The organism is Pseudarthrobacter arbutini (assembly GCF_054510915.1).
In genome coordinates this window covers 121,925-139,192 of the sequence record NZ_JBTNDQ010000005.1, presented here as the reverse complement: position 1 = coordinate 139,192, position 17,268 = coordinate 121,925, and the positions used below count along the sequence as shown (strand labels likewise).

Annotated in this window: 12 protein-coding genes; 4 read left to right on the top strand and 8 right to left on the bottom strand. The window is 67.6% G+C overall.

Translation table 11 applies throughout. From position 1 onward, the window contains the following. Positions 1–102: 102 nt before the first annotated feature. A complete protein-coding gene (gene dut / locus ACX80V_RS07435; protein ID WP_485842595.1) occupies positions 103–645 on the bottom strand; it encodes a dUTP diphosphatase in 543 nt (180 codons plus the stop codon). 115 nt (positions 646–760) lie between these two features. On the opposite strand from dut, the gene ACX80V_RS07430 reads away from it, so the two are divergent. Next, on the top strand, positions 761–1,249 hold the full coding sequence (locus ACX80V_RS07430) for a DUF3093 domain-containing protein (protein ID WP_058929330.1): 489 nt from the start codon (positions 761–763) through the stop codon (positions 1,247–1,249). Between the two features lie 10 nt (positions 1,250–1,259). Here ACX80V_RS07430 and ACX80V_RS07425 read toward each other — a convergent pair whose 3' ends face one another. Beyond that, entirely contained in the window at positions 1,260–1,559 is a 300-nt protein-coding gene (locus ACX80V_RS07425; RefSeq protein ID WP_485842594.1) for a DUF4193 domain-containing protein, read from the bottom strand. 281 nt (positions 1,560–1,840) lie between these two features. Between ACX80V_RS07425 and sepH the strand changes: the two genes are divergently transcribed. After that, positions 1,841–3,223, top strand: coding sequence for a septation protein SepH (sepH, locus tag ACX80V_RS07420; protein ID WP_485842593.1), 1,383 nt, complete (start codon positions 1,841–1,843; stop codon positions 3,221–3,223). 4 nt (positions 3,224–3,227) lie between these two features. Here the strand turns inward: sepH and ACX80V_RS07415 are convergent, their stop codons facing one another. The 3 genes from ACX80V_RS07415 to ACX80V_RS07405 all read right to left on the bottom strand — a co-directional run bounded on the left by ACX80V_RS07415 (position 3,228) and on the right by ACX80V_RS07405 (position 7,947). Next, positions 3,228–4,394, bottom strand: coding sequence for an alkaline phosphatase family protein (locus tag ACX80V_RS07415; protein WP_485842592.1), 1,167 nt, complete (start codon positions 4,392–4,394; stop codon positions 3,228–3,230). Between the two features lie 79 nt (positions 4,395–4,473). Next, positions 4,474–5,220, bottom strand: coding sequence for a DUF5998 family protein (locus ACX80V_RS07410; protein WP_485842591.1), 747 nt, complete (start codon positions 5,218–5,220; stop codon positions 4,474–4,476). Positions 5,221–5,262: 42 nt separating this feature from the next. Then, the gene (locus ACX80V_RS07405) at positions 5,263–7,947 is read right to left on the bottom strand and encodes a bifunctional acetate--CoA ligase family protein/GNAT family N-acetyltransferase (protein WP_485842590.1); all 2,685 of its coding nucleotides are present in this window, start codon (positions 7,945–7,947) and stop codon (positions 5,263–5,265) included. A 111-nt stretch (positions 7,948–8,058) separates the two neighbouring features. Here ACX80V_RS07405 and ACX80V_RS07400 point away from each other — a divergent pair, with 111 nt between their 5' ends. Together ACX80V_RS07400 and ACX80V_RS07395 are read left to right on the top strand one after the other, a co-directional pair. Next, positions 8,059–10,569: a DNA gyrase/topoisomerase IV subunit A gene (locus tag ACX80V_RS07400; protein ID WP_485842589.1), complete on the top strand. Its 2,511-nt coding sequence runs from the start codon at positions 8,059–8,061 to the stop codon at positions 10,567–10,569. Between the two features lie 9 nt (positions 10,570–10,578). Further along, the gene (locus ACX80V_RS07395) at positions 10,579–11,097 is read left to right on the top strand and encodes a DinB family protein (protein ID WP_485842588.1); all 519 of its coding nucleotides are present in this window, start codon (positions 10,579–10,581) and stop codon (positions 11,095–11,097) included. A 6-nt stretch (positions 11,098–11,103) separates the two neighbouring features. Here the strand turns inward: ACX80V_RS07395 and cydD are convergent, their stop codons facing one another. From cydD to ACX80V_RS07380, 3 genes are read right to left on the bottom strand one after another with little or no spacing between them, the layout of a single operon-like run. Next, positions 11,104–14,574, bottom strand: coding sequence for a thiol reductant ABC exporter subunit CydD (cydD, locus tag ACX80V_RS07390; RefSeq protein WP_485842587.1), 3,471 nt, complete (start codon positions 14,572–14,574; stop codon positions 11,104–11,106). A gap of 7 nt (positions 14,575–14,581) precedes the next feature. Next, on the bottom strand, positions 14,582–15,631 hold the full coding sequence (gene cydB / locus ACX80V_RS07385; RefSeq protein ID WP_485842586.1) for a cytochrome d ubiquinol oxidase subunit II: 1,050 nt from the start codon (positions 15,629–15,631) through the stop codon (positions 14,582–14,584). 22 nt (positions 15,632–15,653) lie between these two features. Beyond that, positions 15,654–17,240, bottom strand: coding sequence for a cytochrome ubiquinol oxidase subunit I (locus ACX80V_RS07380; protein WP_485842585.1), 1,587 nt, complete (start codon positions 17,238–17,240; stop codon positions 15,654–15,656). Positions 17,241–17,268: the final 28 nt, after the last annotated feature.

Below are 17,268 nucleotides of genomic sequence, written 5' to 3'. Positions count from 1 at the left end.
GTTTGTCTCCTTAGTTGTGAAAGTGACTCGCCGGGCCCGGTGGGTACCGTCGGAAGTCTTGCTGCCGCGGGCAACCAACGCTGGTTGCCGCCGTCGGCTGTGTCAGGCGTTTGGCGAGGTGAAGCCGCCGGTGGATCCGAATCCGCCGGCTCCCCGCACCGATTCGCTCAATTCGTTGACGGGGACAAACTGCGCATATTCCACCCGCTGGATCACCATCTGTGCAATTCTATCGCCGCGCCGCAGCTCGATGGCGTTCCTGGAGTCGGTGTTCAGGAGGGTCACGGAAATTTCCCCGCGATAACCGGCATCCACAGTGCCGGGCGCATTGACGATAGTCAGCCCATGCTTCGTGGCCAGGCCGGAGCGAGGGTGGATCAGGGCTACAAACCCGTCCGGCAGCGCGATGGAAACACCGGTAGCCACCAGCTTCCGCTCCCCCGGCGCCAGGACCACATCTTCCCGGGTCCGCAGGTCAGCTCCCGCATCGCCGGGGTGGGCATAGGAAGGTGCCTCCAGCCCGGCGTCGAGCATTTTCAGCTGCACCTGCAGCGTCGGGGCCCCGTAGGCTGCGGCGGCATCCGGTGCAGAGCCGGCCAGCTCATTGTCAGGAACGGTTTCAACAGTGGCAAGTTCGTCAGTCACAGTCACTCACTCTAACGCCCAGCCGCAGTTCCGTCCTAGATTCAACGGGACCCCGCAGGCCAAGACAGGATGAACCCAAGATGAAATAGCCAGCCAAAGGTGGAAAGCTGGTGGCATGCCCGAATCCAGTTCCACCGCGCCCGTCCCTGACGCCCCCTCCGCCGGCACCCCGGCAGTTTTCCGGGAGAGGCTGTGGCCGAACGTCTGGATCTGGATCATCGCAGCGGGGATCTCCGGTGCCGGGATCCTCGTTTTCGCCCCGATCAGCATGGTTGCGGGCTATACGGCGGCAGGCGTCCTGTTCACGATCATGGCTGTCCTGCTCGTGCTGTCCACTCCGACGATCCTGGTCACCAGTGACGCCTTGACGGTAGGACGCGCCACCATTGAGCGCCGCTTCGTCGGCGAGGCGGCAGCGTTCCACGGCAAAGACGCCACGGCCCAGCGGGGGACCCGGCTCAATGGCCTCGCCTACCTGTGCATCCGTGGCTGGATCGACCCGGTGGTGCGGATCGAAATCACGGACCCGTCCGACCGGACCCCCTATTGGCTGACGTCGTCCAGGCGGCCCGAAGAACTCGCTGCCGCGCTTTCGCGGAAATAGGCACCCCGGATCAGCCCTCGCACTCCTTGCAATAGAAGTGGCTGTCCTTTTCCCGCGCAATCTGCGAACGGTGCCGGACCAGGAAGCACGAGGAACACGTAAACTCGTCCGCTTGTGGAGGCACCACCAGCACCAGCAGCTCCTCGCCGGACAGGTCCGCCCCGGGAAGCTCGTAGCCTGCGGCGAGGTCGCTTTCGTCCACATCAACCGCGGCCGTCGGGTTATCTGATCGCCGCGTTTTCAGATCTTCCAGCGAATCCTCGGTGAGGTCTTCTTCGGATTTTCGCGGCGCATCGTAGTCGGTGGCCATCTCGGCTTGACTCCGTTCCTTTCCGGTCAGCGGGTGACTCCCTTGATAACGCCGGACACCTCATGTTTGTGCCCGGCGTGGGCTCATCCTTCCGCATGCACGCGGCAAAATCCAGACTTCCGCGCGGGTGCGGTCCGCTGGCACTGCGCAAACTCCCGCTGCTGACCGCACTGGCGTCCGAAAGTGCCGGAATATCGCGGCGCGCCCTTGCTCCTAACCCAAAAGGGTGCCGGTGAGTGGCAGAGTTTCGATTGATAGTAATGCCAGGGTGGAGGATTTGTATGCAGGATCTACGGCTTGTAGGCGTACACGACGACGGGGAGCATCTCCTGTTGAGCGGTGCCGGCGGCGAGATGTTCCAGCTGCCGATCGACGAAGCACTGCGGACGGCCAGCCGGTCTTCGGCGAAGACGGCTTCCGCGGCTGCGCCCATTGCCATGTCCCCGCGGGACATCCAGTCTCGGATCCGCAGCGGTGCCACCGCAGCGGAGGTGGCTGAGCTTTCCGGGCTTCCCCTCGCAAAAGTCGAGCGGTATGAGGGCCCTGTCCTTGCCGAGCGGGAGTACGTAGCGCAACAGGCGCGGAAGGTGGAAGTGGCTTCGCCTTCCCCTGGCCATGACACCTACCGCTCCATTTTCGGCGACCACCCGGCTTCCCTCCACGACATGGTCAACCACCGGCTCTCAGCCCACGGGATTGAACCTTCCACGGTGGAGTGGGATTCGTGGCGGCGCCAGGACGGCAACTGGACTGTGGTGGCCCGTTTTGAAGCCAAAAAGGACGGCACCTCCGGCATCGGGGAAGAGCCGCCCGCGCAGTGGTCGTTCAGTCCGGCCCGGAAGTCGCTGCAGAACGCCAACCGCTGGGCCCAGCAGCTCAGTGAGCTGGAACCGCTGGACGGTCCCGTTCCGGCCCGCCGCCTCACTGCCGTCTCGGACCGCCCGTTTGACTTTGAAACCGACGCGGAAGCAGCGGCCGCCCGAAATTCGACCGGCCCGCAGGCCGTCCCGCAGGCCAGGGAATCTGACGGTCTCCTGGATATGCTCCGTTCACGCCGCGGCCAGCGTCTGGGTGTCGACGAAGACGCGGACGACGCCCTGGCGCTGCTGCTGACCCACGGCGTGCCCGCTGCCCATCCACGTCCCTCTGAGGTGTTCCCTGAACTGGATTCCAGGGAACAGAAGTACCGGGAGCCCGAAACGCGCGAGGCAGCACCTGCCGAGTCCACCGCGCAGGACGACGCCGCGCCTGCCGCGGCCGCCGATCCCCTCACCCGCAAGCGTGATGCTCGGCCGTCAATGCTGTCCCGGCTGAGCCTCATCCCGCCACACCGGGACTCCGAGGATGACGACGTCCTGAAACTGCACGACGGCGTCAGCACCGACACGAGGGAAGTCACCATTGTGGCGTCCCCGCTTCGTCCCGCAGGGCAGGGTGCCCCCGGCGAGACAGCTCCGGGGCCTCCCGCGCCGAACGTGGGCCTGGACGAACTGCTGGGCGGCGGCAGCCCGCGCCGGGCAGCCTACGCGGCCGGCACCGACGACGCAGGATCGGGCCAGCACCACGACCATGACGCGGACCAGCCTGAACGGCAGCCCGCAAAACCGAAGCGGTCCACGGTTCCCAGCTGGGACGAGATCGTCTTCGGGACCAAGCGGGACTGACGCCTCAGCGTCGCCGTGGCTTGCCTTCGGCCTTAAAGCACAGCAGCGGTACTTCGCGTTCCGCTTTGGTCAGCGAGCCGTGCTGGCCCACCACCTCCATGGCGGCTGGCCGCCCGCGGCGGGTGTCGTAGAGGGCCAGCGCGTCCCGCGCTGCAATCATGATGTCGCCAATCCGGGGCCCGACGGCCGGGCGCAGTGTCCCGAACAGTCCGGCGGCGATGGCATCTTCCCGGGTAAAGGCCCAGATCCTGTCGCCGAAACGGGCACGCCACGCGTCCAGCAATCGCGCCCGGCCCGCGGCGTCTGCCGCATCCTCAAGGTAGAGATGGACCATCCGGGGCTCCCCCGCCGTATGCCGCACGCCGTCAACAAGCGACGCGTCCGCGGCGAAGTCGATCCGCTGCTGTTCCGGGACGTCGAGCATCCCGTGGTCCGCGGTGAGCAGGACGGTGGTCCCGGCCGGGAGCGACGCGTTGAGCCGTTTGACGGTTGCGTCAAGCTCTTCGAGCTGGTGTTCCCACTGTTCGGACTGGCAACCGTGCCGGTGGCCGGCCTTATCGAGTTCGTTGACGTAGAAGTACATCAGGGACTTGCCGGCTGTGTCCATGGCTTCGGCGGCGGCTTCTGTGCGCGCGTGGGCCGTCACGGCAGAGACGAAATTCCCGCCGCGGAGGGCCGCCTGCGTCATGGGCGAGTTGCCGAACTGCGGCAGGCTGACCGTGGTCACATTAACTGATTCGGCGGCCCGTTCGAGGACGGTAGGAAACGGCTGCCACTCAGCAGGGTCCACCTTGGCATCCCAGTTGCCGAGCATGTTGACGACCTTGTCCTGGTCAGGGTCCAGGACGTCATAGCCCACCATTCCGTGCTGGCCGGGCGGGAGTCCTGTGCCGAAGCTGGCCAGGGCAGCGGCCGTGGTTGAGGGGAACGTGGAGTCCAGCCAGACGGGAACTTCCCCCTGCCCGGACTTCATCACGGAGCGCAGGAAGGGTGTGTGGGCAGACTTCTGTTTGAGCAGGTTCCGGCCCAGGCCGTCGGCCAGGACCACGCAGACGCGCGACGCCGGCGGAAGGCCCAGGGAGTTCGTGAAACCTTCTACCCCGAGGCTGGCCGCAGCGCTGGTGAGGACATCCCCGATGGACCGCCGGCCAAAGGCAGGCGCGGGCGGCATGCTCAGCTGCGGGGCGGCCCCTTGGGAAACCGCTGCGGAAGAGGCTGAGGAGACTGTTGCTTTCCCTTGGTCCGGCATCTCAGCGCTGCTGGTGCCCGCGGCTGAGCCGGTTTCCGAACACACCCGTCCGGGGCCGGGGCTGGAGCGTCTGGCCGGCGTGCGGCACGGGAGCCGTGGAGCCGGTGTTCACGGCCCGCAGGGCGCGGGCAAAGAGTTTGGCGTCCTGGACGGCCTGCGGACCGTCGGCTTCGGCGCTGATCCGCAGGACGATGTCCTCCTGGGCAATGGTGCCGCTGTAGCCGTGGTCTGCCTCGCATTGCGGGTCTCCGCAGCTGGCGGGGCCCATGTCCAGCCGCTGGCCGCCGGACCAGGCAATGGCGAGGGTGACTTCCCGGACCGGATCCGAGGGCTTGTAGTCCTGCGGCTGGGAGTACATGTAGCTCAGGACCACGGAGCGGATCTGCGCGACGGGCACGGATTCGGTGGAAATCTGGGCCACGATCTGTTCGCCGGCGTCATCGAGCTGCTGGTCGTCCACGTGGGTGATCACCAGCATGTCTGCGGTCAGGACCAGCACGGTGATGTGGCGGCGGACTTCGGCCCGGTCAAAGTGGGTTTCCAGGTGCACCAGGTGGGCCACGCATTCGCGGCCGTCCAGGGCGTCGTCAACGACGTCGGCCACCAGGCGCGGGTAGAAGCCCGCCTTCTGGAGCGCACCGTCCAGGCTCTGGCCCTGCGGCGTGTGGCTGTGTGAGCTGTGGGGGCGGGTTGCCTGGCTGTCACTGCCGGAGGTGGAAGGCGTCGACGGGGAAGGCTGTGAGCTCATCCCCCCATTTTCACAGATCGGCCGGGGACATGCTAACCGCGGTCAGCCCAGCATGGCCCGGCGGGCGCTGTCGGTACGCTGTGCTGCGTTGCCGATCCGGATATCTGCGGCCAGGATGGACACGCCCCGGGTTCCGCAGAGGACCGGATTGAATTCCACCAGGGCGATTTCCGGATGGTTGTCCTTCATCCAGGCCAACCGCCCGGCGACTTCCTCCAGGGCGTCAATGTCCACGGCGGGAAGGCCTTGGTAGCCGAAGAGTTTGCGGGCGGCCCGGGGCCCACGGATGAAGTCTTTCACGTCGGCCGCGGACAGCGGAGGAACGCGATGTGCCCAGTCATCCAGCAGGTTGACCGCGTCCCCGGCGAGCCCGAAGGAGACCACCGGTCCAAGCAGCGGATCCTCAATGGCCCGGAACGTGCACGCCTGCCCCACCGGGGCCATGGACTGCACCTCCAGGGCCGGCGAACCGTAGGGTGCCAGTGAGCGCCGCATCTGCACGATGTTGCGGCGGAGGGAATCCGGATCCTCGACGTCGAGGCGGACTCCGCCCAGGTCCAGGCGGTGGCGAAGCGCCGGGTCGGTGGTTTTCAGCGCGACCGGCCAGCCCAGCCGGCCGGCGGCAGCAACCGCCTCGTCCTCTGAGTCGAAACCGGCGGACGGGAGCACCGCAATGCCGTAGTGCGCCAGCAGCTCTGCCGCGGACCCCGGATCGAGGGTCTTGAGCTGCTCCCCGTGGACATCGCGCAGAAGCTGATCCAGCAGGATCCGTGCGCCTTCCGGATCGCAGCCGTCGGGTTGGACAAAGTGGCCGGGGTCCCGCGCCACCCATTCCGCGTAGCGCACGACGGCGGCGAGCGCCGCCACAGCCGCACCGGCGTTCGAGAAGCATGGCACTGTCCGGCCCTCACCTCCCACCATGCCCTCCACGTAGATGGAGGGATCAAGGATGCCGGTGAAGGCAGCGACTACCGGCTTTCCGGCGGCGGCCGAACATTCGGCCAGGACCTCGGCGATATGGTCCACGGTCAGGCCGCGCACCGGCAGCAGCGCGGCCACCACGGCGTGGACGGCGTCGGACGCGAGCGTGTCCTGGAGGCTGCGGCGGAGGGCGGGCAGCGCCAGGGACATGCCGGCGTCGAGATCCACGTCCGTGATGATGCCATCCACGGTCAGGCCGTGTGCCTCGGCGCTGTCCGCCACCACTTTGCCCAGCGCCAGGGAGTTGCTGAAAATGGCCAGTCCGGGCCCCGCCGGGAGCGTCTGGCCGGACACTATCTGGGTGATGTCCATCAGCTGTTCGATGGTCTCGACGCGGATGACGCCGGCCTGGCGCATCATGGCGTCAAGCGCACCGGCGGGCGCCTGGGTGGTCCGGACGGCGTGGCCGGGCGGCAGCCGCAGGCCCATGGTTTCCGATTTCGCCACCACCACGGGCTTAGTGCGGGCGAGCCGCCGGGCGATCCGGGAGAATTTGCGGGGGTTCCCGATCGACTCCAGGTAGAGGCCCACCGCGGCGGTGTCGGCGTCGTCCTCCCAGAACTGCATCATGTCGTTGCCGGAGACGTCCGCGCGGTTGCCCGCCGACAGGAACGTGGACAGGCCCAGCCTGCGGCGGTGTGACGCCGCGTAGAGGGAAACACCTATCGCCGCCGACTGGCTGAACAGTCCCAGGCCCCCGCGCCGCGGCAGTGAGGGCGCCATGGAGGCGTTCAGTTTCACGTCGGGATGGGTGTTCACGATCCCCAGGGACGCGGGCCCGATCACCCTCATGCCGTTGGCCCGGGCCTTGCGGACCAGGTTGCGCTGGCGGGTGAGGCCGCGTTCGCCGTCGTCCGCGAAGCCCGCGGAGGCAATCACCAGCCCCTTGACCCCGGCCGCGGCGCACTGGTCAACCACGGTGGCCACTTCCTCGTAGGGGACGGCGATCACGGCCAGCCCCACCGGCTCCGGGATCTCGGAAATCCGGCCGAAGGACAGCATTCCGGCGAGCTCCAGCGCCTCCGGGTTGATGGCGTAGACCTGCCCGGAAAAACCGCCTTCAATGATGTGTTCCAGCAGCTGGTACCCCACGGTCCCCCACTTGCGGCTCGCGCCGATGACTGCAATGGACGACGGCGCCAGCAGGTCCCGGACGCTCCTCGCCTCGGCGCGGTGCTCGCGTGACTCCATCACCGCCCGGGACTTTTCGGTGGGGTCGATGTTGAACTCCAGGCTCACCACGCCGTCGTCGAAGTGGCGTTTGACGTCGTAGCCGGCGTCGGCGAACACCATCAGCATTTTGCGGTTTTCGGGCAGCACTTCGGCGCTGAAGCGGCGGATCCCGTTTTCGTGGGCGGCTGCGGCAAGGTGTTCGAGCAGGATTGAGCCGATTCCCCGGCCCTGGTGGGCGTCGGCGATGTTGAACGCGACTTCGGCTTCGAGGGGGTCATCCAGCCTGTCGTAGCGGCCGATCCCCAGGATTTCGCCGCCGAAGGTGATCACCAGGGCAACCCGGTCCTTGTAGTCCACTTCGGTGAAGCGCTTGAGCTCCTTGCTGGACAGCCGGGCCTTGAATGCGAAGAAGCGCATGTAGATTGAGTTCTGCGATTGCCCGGTGTGGAAAGCCTGGACCGCGTCCGCATCGCTGGGGTGGATGGGCCTCAGATGGGCTGTGCCGCCGTCACGGAGCACGACATCGGCTTCCCAATGTTCCGGATATTCGCCGTCCCCGGGCTGATCCACCATAGGCTTAGCCTAACCACAAACTGACGGCGCAGGCCGTGTGCCCGGAGTTATCCTCCACACCTGCGCCCAGACCACAGCACCACCCGTAACCCAGAAGGATCCACCAGCCCTATGGCCCGCCGCCAAAGCCCAGCCCCTGCCGGGGACGCACCCCAGGATTTCGTCGAGAACATCGTGGACATCGATGTCACGTCCGAGATGGAAGGCTCCTTCCTGGAGTATGCGTATTCGGTGATCTACTCCAGGGCCCTGCCTGATGCCCGGGACGGGCTCAAGCCGGTCCAGCGCCGGATCCTGTACATGATGAGTGAGATGGGCCTGCGTCCGGACCGCGGCCACGTCAAGAGCGCCCGTGTGGTGGGCGAGGTCATGGGCAAGCTCCACCCCCACGGCGATACCGCCATCTATGACGCCATGGTGCGGATGGCCCAGGACTTCTCGCTGCGCCTGCCGCTGATTGACGGCCACGGCAACTTCGGCTCCCTCGACGACGGTCCGGCGGCCCCCCGGTACACGGAGGCGAGGCTCGCGGCAGCAGCCCTGACGCTGACCGACCACCTCGACGAAGACGTGGTGGACTTTGTCCCCAACTACGACAATCAGCTGACCCAGCCGGATGTCCTCCCGGCCGCGTTTCCCAACCTGCTGGTCAACGGCGCCACGGGTATCGCCGTCGGGATGGCCACCAACATGGCCCCGCATAACCTGGTGGAGGTCATCTCCGCCGCGCGGCACCTGATCGCCCACCCGGACGCGACCCTCGATGACCTCATGCGCTTTGTACCGGGGCCGGACCTGCCAACAGGCGGCCGGATCGTGGGCCTGGACGGCATCCGGGACGCCTACGCCACTGGACGCGGTTCCTTCAAGACCCGGGCGAAGGTGGAGATCGAGCAGCTCTCGGCCCGGCGCACCGGCCTGGTGGTCACCGAGCTTCCCTACATGGTGGGCCCCGAAAAGGTGATCGAGAAGATCAAGGACGCCGTCAATGGCAAGAAACTGACCGGGATCAGTGACATCGTTGACCTGACGGACCGCCAGCATGGCCTGCGCCTGGTCATCGAGCTGAAAAACGGGTTCAACCCGAACGCCGTGCTCCAGCAGCTCTACCGCTACTCGCCGATGGAGGATTCCTTCGGCATCAACAACGTGACGCTGGTGGACGGCCAGCCGCAGACCCTCGGCCTGGTAAAGCTGCTCTCCGTGTACGTGGAGCACCGGATCGATGTGGTGCGCCGGCGGACGTCGTTCCGGCTGGGTAAGAAGAAGGACCGCCTGCACCTGGTGGAGGGCCTCCTGATCGCCATCGTGGACATCGATGAGGTCATCCAGATCATCCGCTCCTCGGATGAGGTGGCGGCGGCCAGGGTCCGGCTGATGTCCATCTACGATCTTTCCGAGATCCAGGCCAACTACATCCTGGAACTGCGGCTGCGGCAGCTGACCAAGTACTCCAGGATCGAGCTTGAAAAGGAGCAGGAGGAGCTGCGCCGCGAGATCGCGGAACTGGAAGCCATCCTCGGCTCCGAGGAGCGGTTGCGCGGACTTGTGTCCTCCGAACTCGGCGAAATCGCCGAAAAATACGGCACTCCGCGGCGGACGGTCCTGCTCGAATCCGAGGCCGTCTCCCCCACCGTGGCGGCAGCCATGGCCGCCGCCCCCAACGGCAAAGGCCAGGCCGCGCCGCTCGCCCTGGAGATCTCGGACGATCCCTGCTGGGCCATCCTGACGGCGTCGGGCCAGATCGCGCGCACGTCCAACCAGGAGCCCCTCGCCGAGTCCGGGCCGCGGGCCAAGCACGACGTTTTCCGTTCAGTGGTCAAGACCTCGGCCCGCGGGGAAATAGCAGCGGTCACCTCACAGGGCCGGATGCTGCGGCTTCAGGTCATGGACATGCCGGTGCTGCCGCCGATGTCCGGCCTGCCCAACCTCGCCGGCGGTGTTCCGGCCAAGGACTTCATCACGCTGCTGAAGGGTGAAGCGCTGGTGGCGTTCGCCCCGCTGGATGAAGTCCTGGCCATCGGCACCGCCCAGGGTGTGGTCAAGCGGGTCCAGCCCGATTACCCCCTGAACCGCGAGGACTGGGAAGTCATTGCGCTCAAGGACAAGGACGAGGTGGTGGGTGTGGCGCCGGCCGGGTCTGAGGAGACCGATCTGGTGTTCCTGACCCGTGAGGCTCAATTGCTCCGTTTCAGCGCCGCCAACGTCCGGGCCCAGGGCAGGACGGCCGGCGGCATGGTGGGTATCAAGCTCGGCGCCGGGGACCAGGTGCTGTTCTTCGGGGCGGTCACCGCCGCCGACGACGACGCCGTGGTGGTCACCATTGCCGGCACGAACGGCGCCCTGCCGGGCACCGCTCCGGGTGCGGCGAAAGTGACGGCCTTCGCCGAATACCCTGCCAAGGGCCGTGCAACAGCCGGCGTTCGCGCCCACAGGTTCCTCAAGGGCGAAGACACGCTGCTGCTGGCGTGGGCCGGGCACGGACCCGCGAAGGCCTCATCGCTCGCCGGTATTGCCAGGTCGCTGCCGCAGGAGCACGGCCGGCGCGACGGTTCGGGGATTCCGCTGTCCCAGGCAGTGGACGCGGTGGGTCCGGCCATGGCCTGGAGCGATCCGTCCTAGACTGCTGCCATGCCTATCATTCCTGATGAAAAGGACTGGACCTGGGTCCTCTCCCGGCCGTGCCCCGAGTGCTCCTACGACGCTTCCACCGCCACACCGGCCACGGTGCCGGGCAGCGTGGAAAACATGCTCCCGCGCTGGCGGGCCGTCCTCCGCCGGCCTGACGTTGCAGAACGCCCGGATGACAGGACGTGGTCGGCGCTGGAATATGCCTGCCACGTCCGCGACGTCTTCACGCTGTTCGACCAGCGGCTGAACCTTATGCTCGACGCCGACGGCGCCCGGTTTGAGAACTGGGACCAGGACCAAACGGCAGTCGACAAGGATTACGCCAATGCCGATCCCGCCGTGGTCAGCGCCGAACTGACGGCCGAGGGCAAGCAGATTGCCGAGTCCTTCGCCGGCGTCCGGGAGTCAGAGTGGGGACGGCGGGGCCTGCGCAGCAACGGATCCGAATTCACGGTCATGACGCTGGCCCAGTACTTCCTGCACGACGTCGTCCATCACCTCCACGATGTAGACGGCTGAGGGGACTCAACCCACCAGCGAAGCAGCCGTGCCCGTCCGGGACACCGCCGAGAGCTCCAGCCGGGCGTCATCCGGCTGGATGTCGGCCGGATTGTGGGTGACCATGACCACTGTGCGGTCTTTCAGGCCGGCGCGGAGGTCTGCCAGCATTTCCCGTCCCGACTGTGCGTCCAGATGAGCCGTGGGCTCATCGAGCAGGATAACCTCGGCCCCCGTCAGCAGGGTCCGCGCCACGGCCAGCCGTTGCCGCTCGCCGCCGCTGAGGAAGGAACCACCCGGCCCGATCCGGGTGTCCAGCCCCGCCGGCAGCCGCGACACCAGGGCGCTGAGGCCGACGGCGGCCAACGCCGCTTCCAGCTCGGCTTCACCGGCGGCAGGCGCATCAGTGGTAGGCGGCGCATGGACGCCCAGCATCAGGTTGCCCCGCAGCGTCGAATCGAACAGGTGTGCCTCCTGCGGGCACCAGGCCGCCGTCCCGGTCACCGCGGCCCGGCCCGTGGCGGCCGGCAGGAATCCCAGCAGGACGGCGAGCAGCGTGGATTTCCCCGCGCCGGACGGTCCGGTGACCGCCAGCCACGTGCCGGGTCCGGCCGTTGCGGAGACCCCGGAGAACACGGGTTCCCCGCCGGGCCAGGCCGCCCCGACGCCTTCCAGTTCAACCCCCGCGGCGGCACCGGAACGGGCGGGGACAGCATGCAGGCCGTCGCCGGCCCCGGTTTCGGTGGCGCCGCCATCCAGCACCCCTGACTCACCGACCCGGCGCATAACGCTGCGTAGCGCCGGGTACTGGCGCACCGCCGTCGTCATCGCCGCGTACGGTTCCACGAGTGCAAGCTGCAGCAGGACAACAACCGCGGCCGTGGCGGGCTCCATGGTTCCTGCCATCACCTGGGGTGCGGTCAGCACGGCAGCAGCCAAGGCGGCGGTGCCGCAGGCGGCGACGGTGATGGCCTGGCCGAGGCCTTCGGCCCAGGCGGAACGCTGCGATGCCCGGGTGGCCAGGCGGTCCTCGGCGCGCAGCGCGTCCAGGACTGTTGCAGCGATGCCGTTCGCGTGCAGCTCCGCCCGGGCATCCAGCGCAGCGGACGTGCGCCGCAGGACGCCTGCCCGCAGGCTCTGTTCCGCTGTGGCCGAGCGGCGGTCCCCCCACAGGGCGGCGGCCGGCGCCACGAACAGGCTGACAGCTGCTGCCAAGGCAACGGCCGGCAGAGCGGCAGGCGCCACGAGGGCGCTTGCCACCAGCGCTGAACCGGCCACGGCGAGCGCCGTGGCGGACGGCAGCACGACCCGCGGCAGCAGGTCCCGGACGGTGTCGACGTCGTCAATCACCGTACCCAGGACGTTGCCGCCCTGCAGGAGCCGCCGGAGTGAGAGTGCCTTGCGGCTCAGTGATTCCCAGAGCCGGCCGCGCAGGCGGGTGAGGGCGCCGAACACGGCATCGTGCAGCAGGAGCCGTTCCCAGTAGCGCAGGACGGCGCGCCCGATCCCAAAGAACCGCACACCGACGATGGCAGTGAGCAGGTACAGGATGGGCGGCTGTTCGCTGGCCCTGATGATAAGCCAGCCGGAGAGGCCGGACAGGGCAACAGCGAAAAGGGCGGCAAAAGTGCCCACCACGGCGGCGCCGGTGAACCGGCCAGCCACCGGTGCCAGCAGGCCGGCCAGCAGGCGGGCGGTCCCGCCTGGCCGGGAATCCCCGGCCGCGGGCGTCTGCGTTCTCGCCGGGCGACGCCCGGAAATTTCCGGGGCATGCTCTTGCTCCACGGTGGCCCCGGTTCCGTCGCACACGGTTCCGGACGGCCCTGTCCCTGCCGACAGCACAGCTCGGTCGGAGGGGGCTGTGATGCCGTGGGTGGAAACAGGCACCAGGTGGTCAGCCAGCTCGCGGGTCTGCTGGTCGTGGGCCACCAGGATGACGGTGACCTGGCCCCGGAGCGCACGGATCGAGTCCTGCACCAGCGCCGCCGACACGCCGTCAAGGTGTGCGGTGGGCTCGTCGAGAAGCAGCAAGGTGGCACCGGACCTGATGCGGGCCAGGCCGCGCGCCAGCGCAACACGCCGCAGCTCGCCCGGGCTAAGTTCGGCCGGATGGTGGCCGGCGAGGTGCCCGGCAGCCGCAGCGGCCAGACAATCCGTGGCCGCCTCGGCTGCTGCCGGAGTATCCGAGCCCCTTCCGCCACCGAGGTACAGCATGACCTCCTCAAGCACGGAGTCCGCCACCATCACCGGATGCTGGGGGACCCAGGCGATCGCGTCGCGTGCCAGGCCGGAGAGGCGGCCGGACACGGTGGTTCCGCCGCCGTCGCCGATGGTCCCGGCCAGCACGCCAAGGACGGTGCTTTTGCCGGCGCCGCTGGGACCGTCCAGGGCGGTGATCAGCCCGTGCGGGGCAGTGAACGTTAACGGCCCGACGGCGGGAGCGGACCGTCCGGAGTAAGTGACACTGAGGTCGGTGACCGTCACTCCCCCGGACCCGGGCACGGAACCCCGGCTGCCGCCGTCGGACGCGGCAGCTTCGCGTCCCTGTGCGGGCAGCGGCTGCGGCTCGGGTGCTTCAGTGACCTTCCTGGTCTCGGCCAGGGCCGCCCGGCCGTCATCACTGGCGTGGTGGGCGGTGCCCAGCTCGCGCAGCGGCAGGTAGCAGTCCGGCGCAAGGATCAGCGCCAGGAGGCCGGCCTCAAGCGGCATGTCGCCGTGCACCAGGCGGACGCCGATGAACACGGCAACCACTGCTACGGAAATGGTTGCGATCAGTTCCAGCGCCAGTGCGGACAGGAACGCGGTGCGCAGAGTCCCCATGGTCCTGGCGCGGTATTCCTCGGAGATCTCCTCAAGGGCCTTGCGCTGCGCGGTGGCACGGCCCAGTCCCACCAGGACGGGCAGGCCCTTGGCCAGCTCCAGCATGTGGGCGGAAAGCCGGGTCAGGGTTTCCTGCGCCTCACGGACATGGTCCTCGGTGTAGCTGCCGATCAGCACCATAAACAGCGGGACCAGCGGAACCGTCAGGACAATCACCACCGCGCTGACCCAGTCCGTGAACAGGATGCGCGCCCCGAGCAGCAACGGGATCGCGGCACAGTTCACCAGTGCGGGAAGAAACTGCGTGTAGTAGCTGTCCAGCGCGTCCAACCCGCGCGTAGCCAGCACGGCCAGTCCGCCGTCGGCCGGGCCGGTGCTGCGCGCACCGTTCCGCAGGGCCCGGGCCAGCAGCTCGGACCGGAGTTCTTCCTTGATGCCCAGCGCGGCGCGGCGCGCGGCGATGCCCTGGGCCCACACGGTGGCGGACCTCAGGACAACGCCCGCCAAGCCCCAGGGCAACTGCTCGGGCCAGGACCCGTTCCCGGTGGCCAAGCCGGCCAGCATGGCAGCCACGGCCTGCCCCATCAGAACCAGCGACAGCGCCTTAAGCGCCGCCAGCAGGCCAAGCCAGTAGATGGCGGAACGGGTGGCCGGTCCGGCCGGAAAGTCCGGGCGCACGTGCCGGTCAGCCCTTCGTGGTGAATGCCCGGACGGCAATGGCCGGCAGGAAGCTGTGCGCCGCGGGGATCTGGGACGCGCTGACACGCCGCCGGAATACCCAGTAGGTCCACGCCTGGTAGGTGATCACGAGGGGCAGGCCAACGGCTGCCACCACGCTCATGAGCCCGAGCGTGTAATCGGACGACGACGCATTGGCAACGGTGAGGTCAAACGCAGGGTCCAGGGTGGAGGGCAGCACCACCGGGAACACGGCGCCGAAAATGGACGCGCTGCCAAGGAGGAGGAAGGCTCCCATCGCCATAAACGCCCTGCCTTCGGATCCACGCCGAGCCAGGAACCACGCGGCTGCTGCGGCCACCACGGCCACGATCACGGCCACCCAGGTCCACGGCTTGCCCTCCAGGAACTGGAGGATCAGTGCCCAGCCGGCCAGGGGCAGCAGCAGGACCGGAAGCAGCCGGACGAACCAGCGGCGCGCACGGTGGCGGATGTCGCCGTCGGTCTTCAATGCGAGGAAGGCCAGCGCGTGCAGCAGGGAGAATCCCACCACTGCCAGCCCGCCCAGCACGGCGTAACCACTGAACCACGCGAATGCGCCACCGACGCGGTCACCGTTCGCGTTCAGCGGCAGGCCGGTGGTGGTCAGGGCCAGGGCGGCGCCGACACCGAAGGCGGCAAAGAAGGAGCCCAGGGCGATGGCCCAGTCCCAGCGCGACCGCCATTTGTCCGTGTCACCCTTGCCGCGGTATTCGAACGCCACGGCACGGAAGATAAGGGCAACCAGCACCACCAGCAGGGGGAGGTAGAGGGCGGAAAACAGCGAGGCGTACCACAGCGGGAAGGCCGCAAACGTTGCGGCCCCGGCCGTGATCAGCCAGACCTCGTTGCCGTCCCAGACCGGGCCGATGGTGTTCAGCAGCACCCGGCGCTCAGTGTTGTTCCGCGCGAACAGCTTCATCAGCATTCCGACGCCGAGGTCAAAGCCTTCAAGGAAGAGGTAGCCGGTCCAAAGCACCGCGATGACGATGAACCAGATGGTGGGAAGCAGTTCCATGCTCGAGTATCCTCTGCTCTTCTTAGTAGGCGAATGCCAGGACGTCGTCGGCGGGCTTGCCGGGGCCCTTGTTGGCGTCCCCGTTTTCGTCGGCGGGGGTGTGTGCAAGTTCCGGCATGGCGGATACCACGCCGCCCCGGATGAACTTGACCAGGAGCTTGACCTCCACCACAAGCAGCGCGGCGTAGACGGCGGTCAGGACGATCAGTGACGTCAGCAATTCACCGGCAGACACTCCGGGTGAGACTGCGGCCGCGGTGAACATAAACACCTGGTCGATGCCGTTCAGGTCCGGGTTGGGGGCCACCACAAACGGCTGCCGGCCCATCTCGGTGAAGATCCAGCCGGCGGCATTGGCGCCGAACGGGGCCAGGATGCCGAACACCGCCAGGCGCATCAGCCACCGCGACGCTGGCACGGTGCCCTTCCGCGTCACCCACAGCGCGATGAGCGCCGCCAGCGCAGCCAGCCCGCCGAAGCCGATCATCATCCGGAAGCCCCAGTAGGTGACTTCCATGACCGGGACGTACTCGATCTCCTGGCCGGCCCGCTCGCCGTAGATCGGGCTGTCGGGGAGGTGGGTTCCGTAGTCGGCCTTGTACTGGTCCAGGAGGCTATTGACGCCCTTGACTTCGGTAGTGAAATCGCCCTTGGCGAGGAAGGACAGGATGCCCGGGACCTCGATCAGGGCCACAATCTCGTCGCAGTTCTTGGAGCCAAGGTTCCCGACGCTGAGCACGGAAAAGCCGGTGCCGTCGTGGCAGGCGGCTTCAGCCGCGGCCATCTTCATGGGCTGCTGCTCAAACATCAGCTTGCCCTGCAGGTCGCCGGTCAGGGCGGTGCCGGCGAAGGAGATCATGGCGACGACGGCCCCGATCCGCAACGAGCGGATCCACACTTTGTAATCGGTCCGATCACGGCCGGGGATGGCTGCTTCGCCAGGAATCACCTTCCCGTCGGCGCCGACGGTGTCGATACCGTCGGTGCGCCTTCGCCAGAGGTGGTACCAGGCAATGCCGAGGAGGAAGCCGCCGGCAACGGCCAGCGCTCCCATCAGGGTGTGCGGAAAGGCCACCAGAGCGGTGTTGTTGGTGAACACAGCCCAGGCGTCCGTCATGACCGGCCGGCCGTCAATAATCTCCGCGCCCACCGGATGCTGCATCCAGCTGTTGGCCACGATGATGAAGTAGGCGGAGAACACCGATCCCACCACTGCAACCCAGAGGCAGGCCAGGTGGATGCCCGGCTTCAGCTGCTTCCAGCCGAAGATCCACAGGCCCAGGAACGTGGACTCAACGAAGAAGGCCAGCAGCGATTCCAGGGCCAGCGGCGCCCCGAACACGTCTCCGACAAACCGGCTGTACTCGCTCCAGGCCATGCCGAACTGGAACTCCTGCACAATGCCGGTGGCCACGCCCATGATGAAGTTGATCAGGAAGAGCTTGCCCCAGAACTTGGTCATCCGGAGGTATTCCTCCTTGCCGGTGCGGTGCCAGAGCGTCTGCATCACGGCCACCACCAGGCCCAGTCCGATGGTGAGAGGCACCATCATGAAGTGGTAGACGGTGGTGATGCCGAATTGCCAGCGTGCGATTTCCAGAGCTTCCACAGCAGTCCCTCGGGTTGGCGGTGCAACT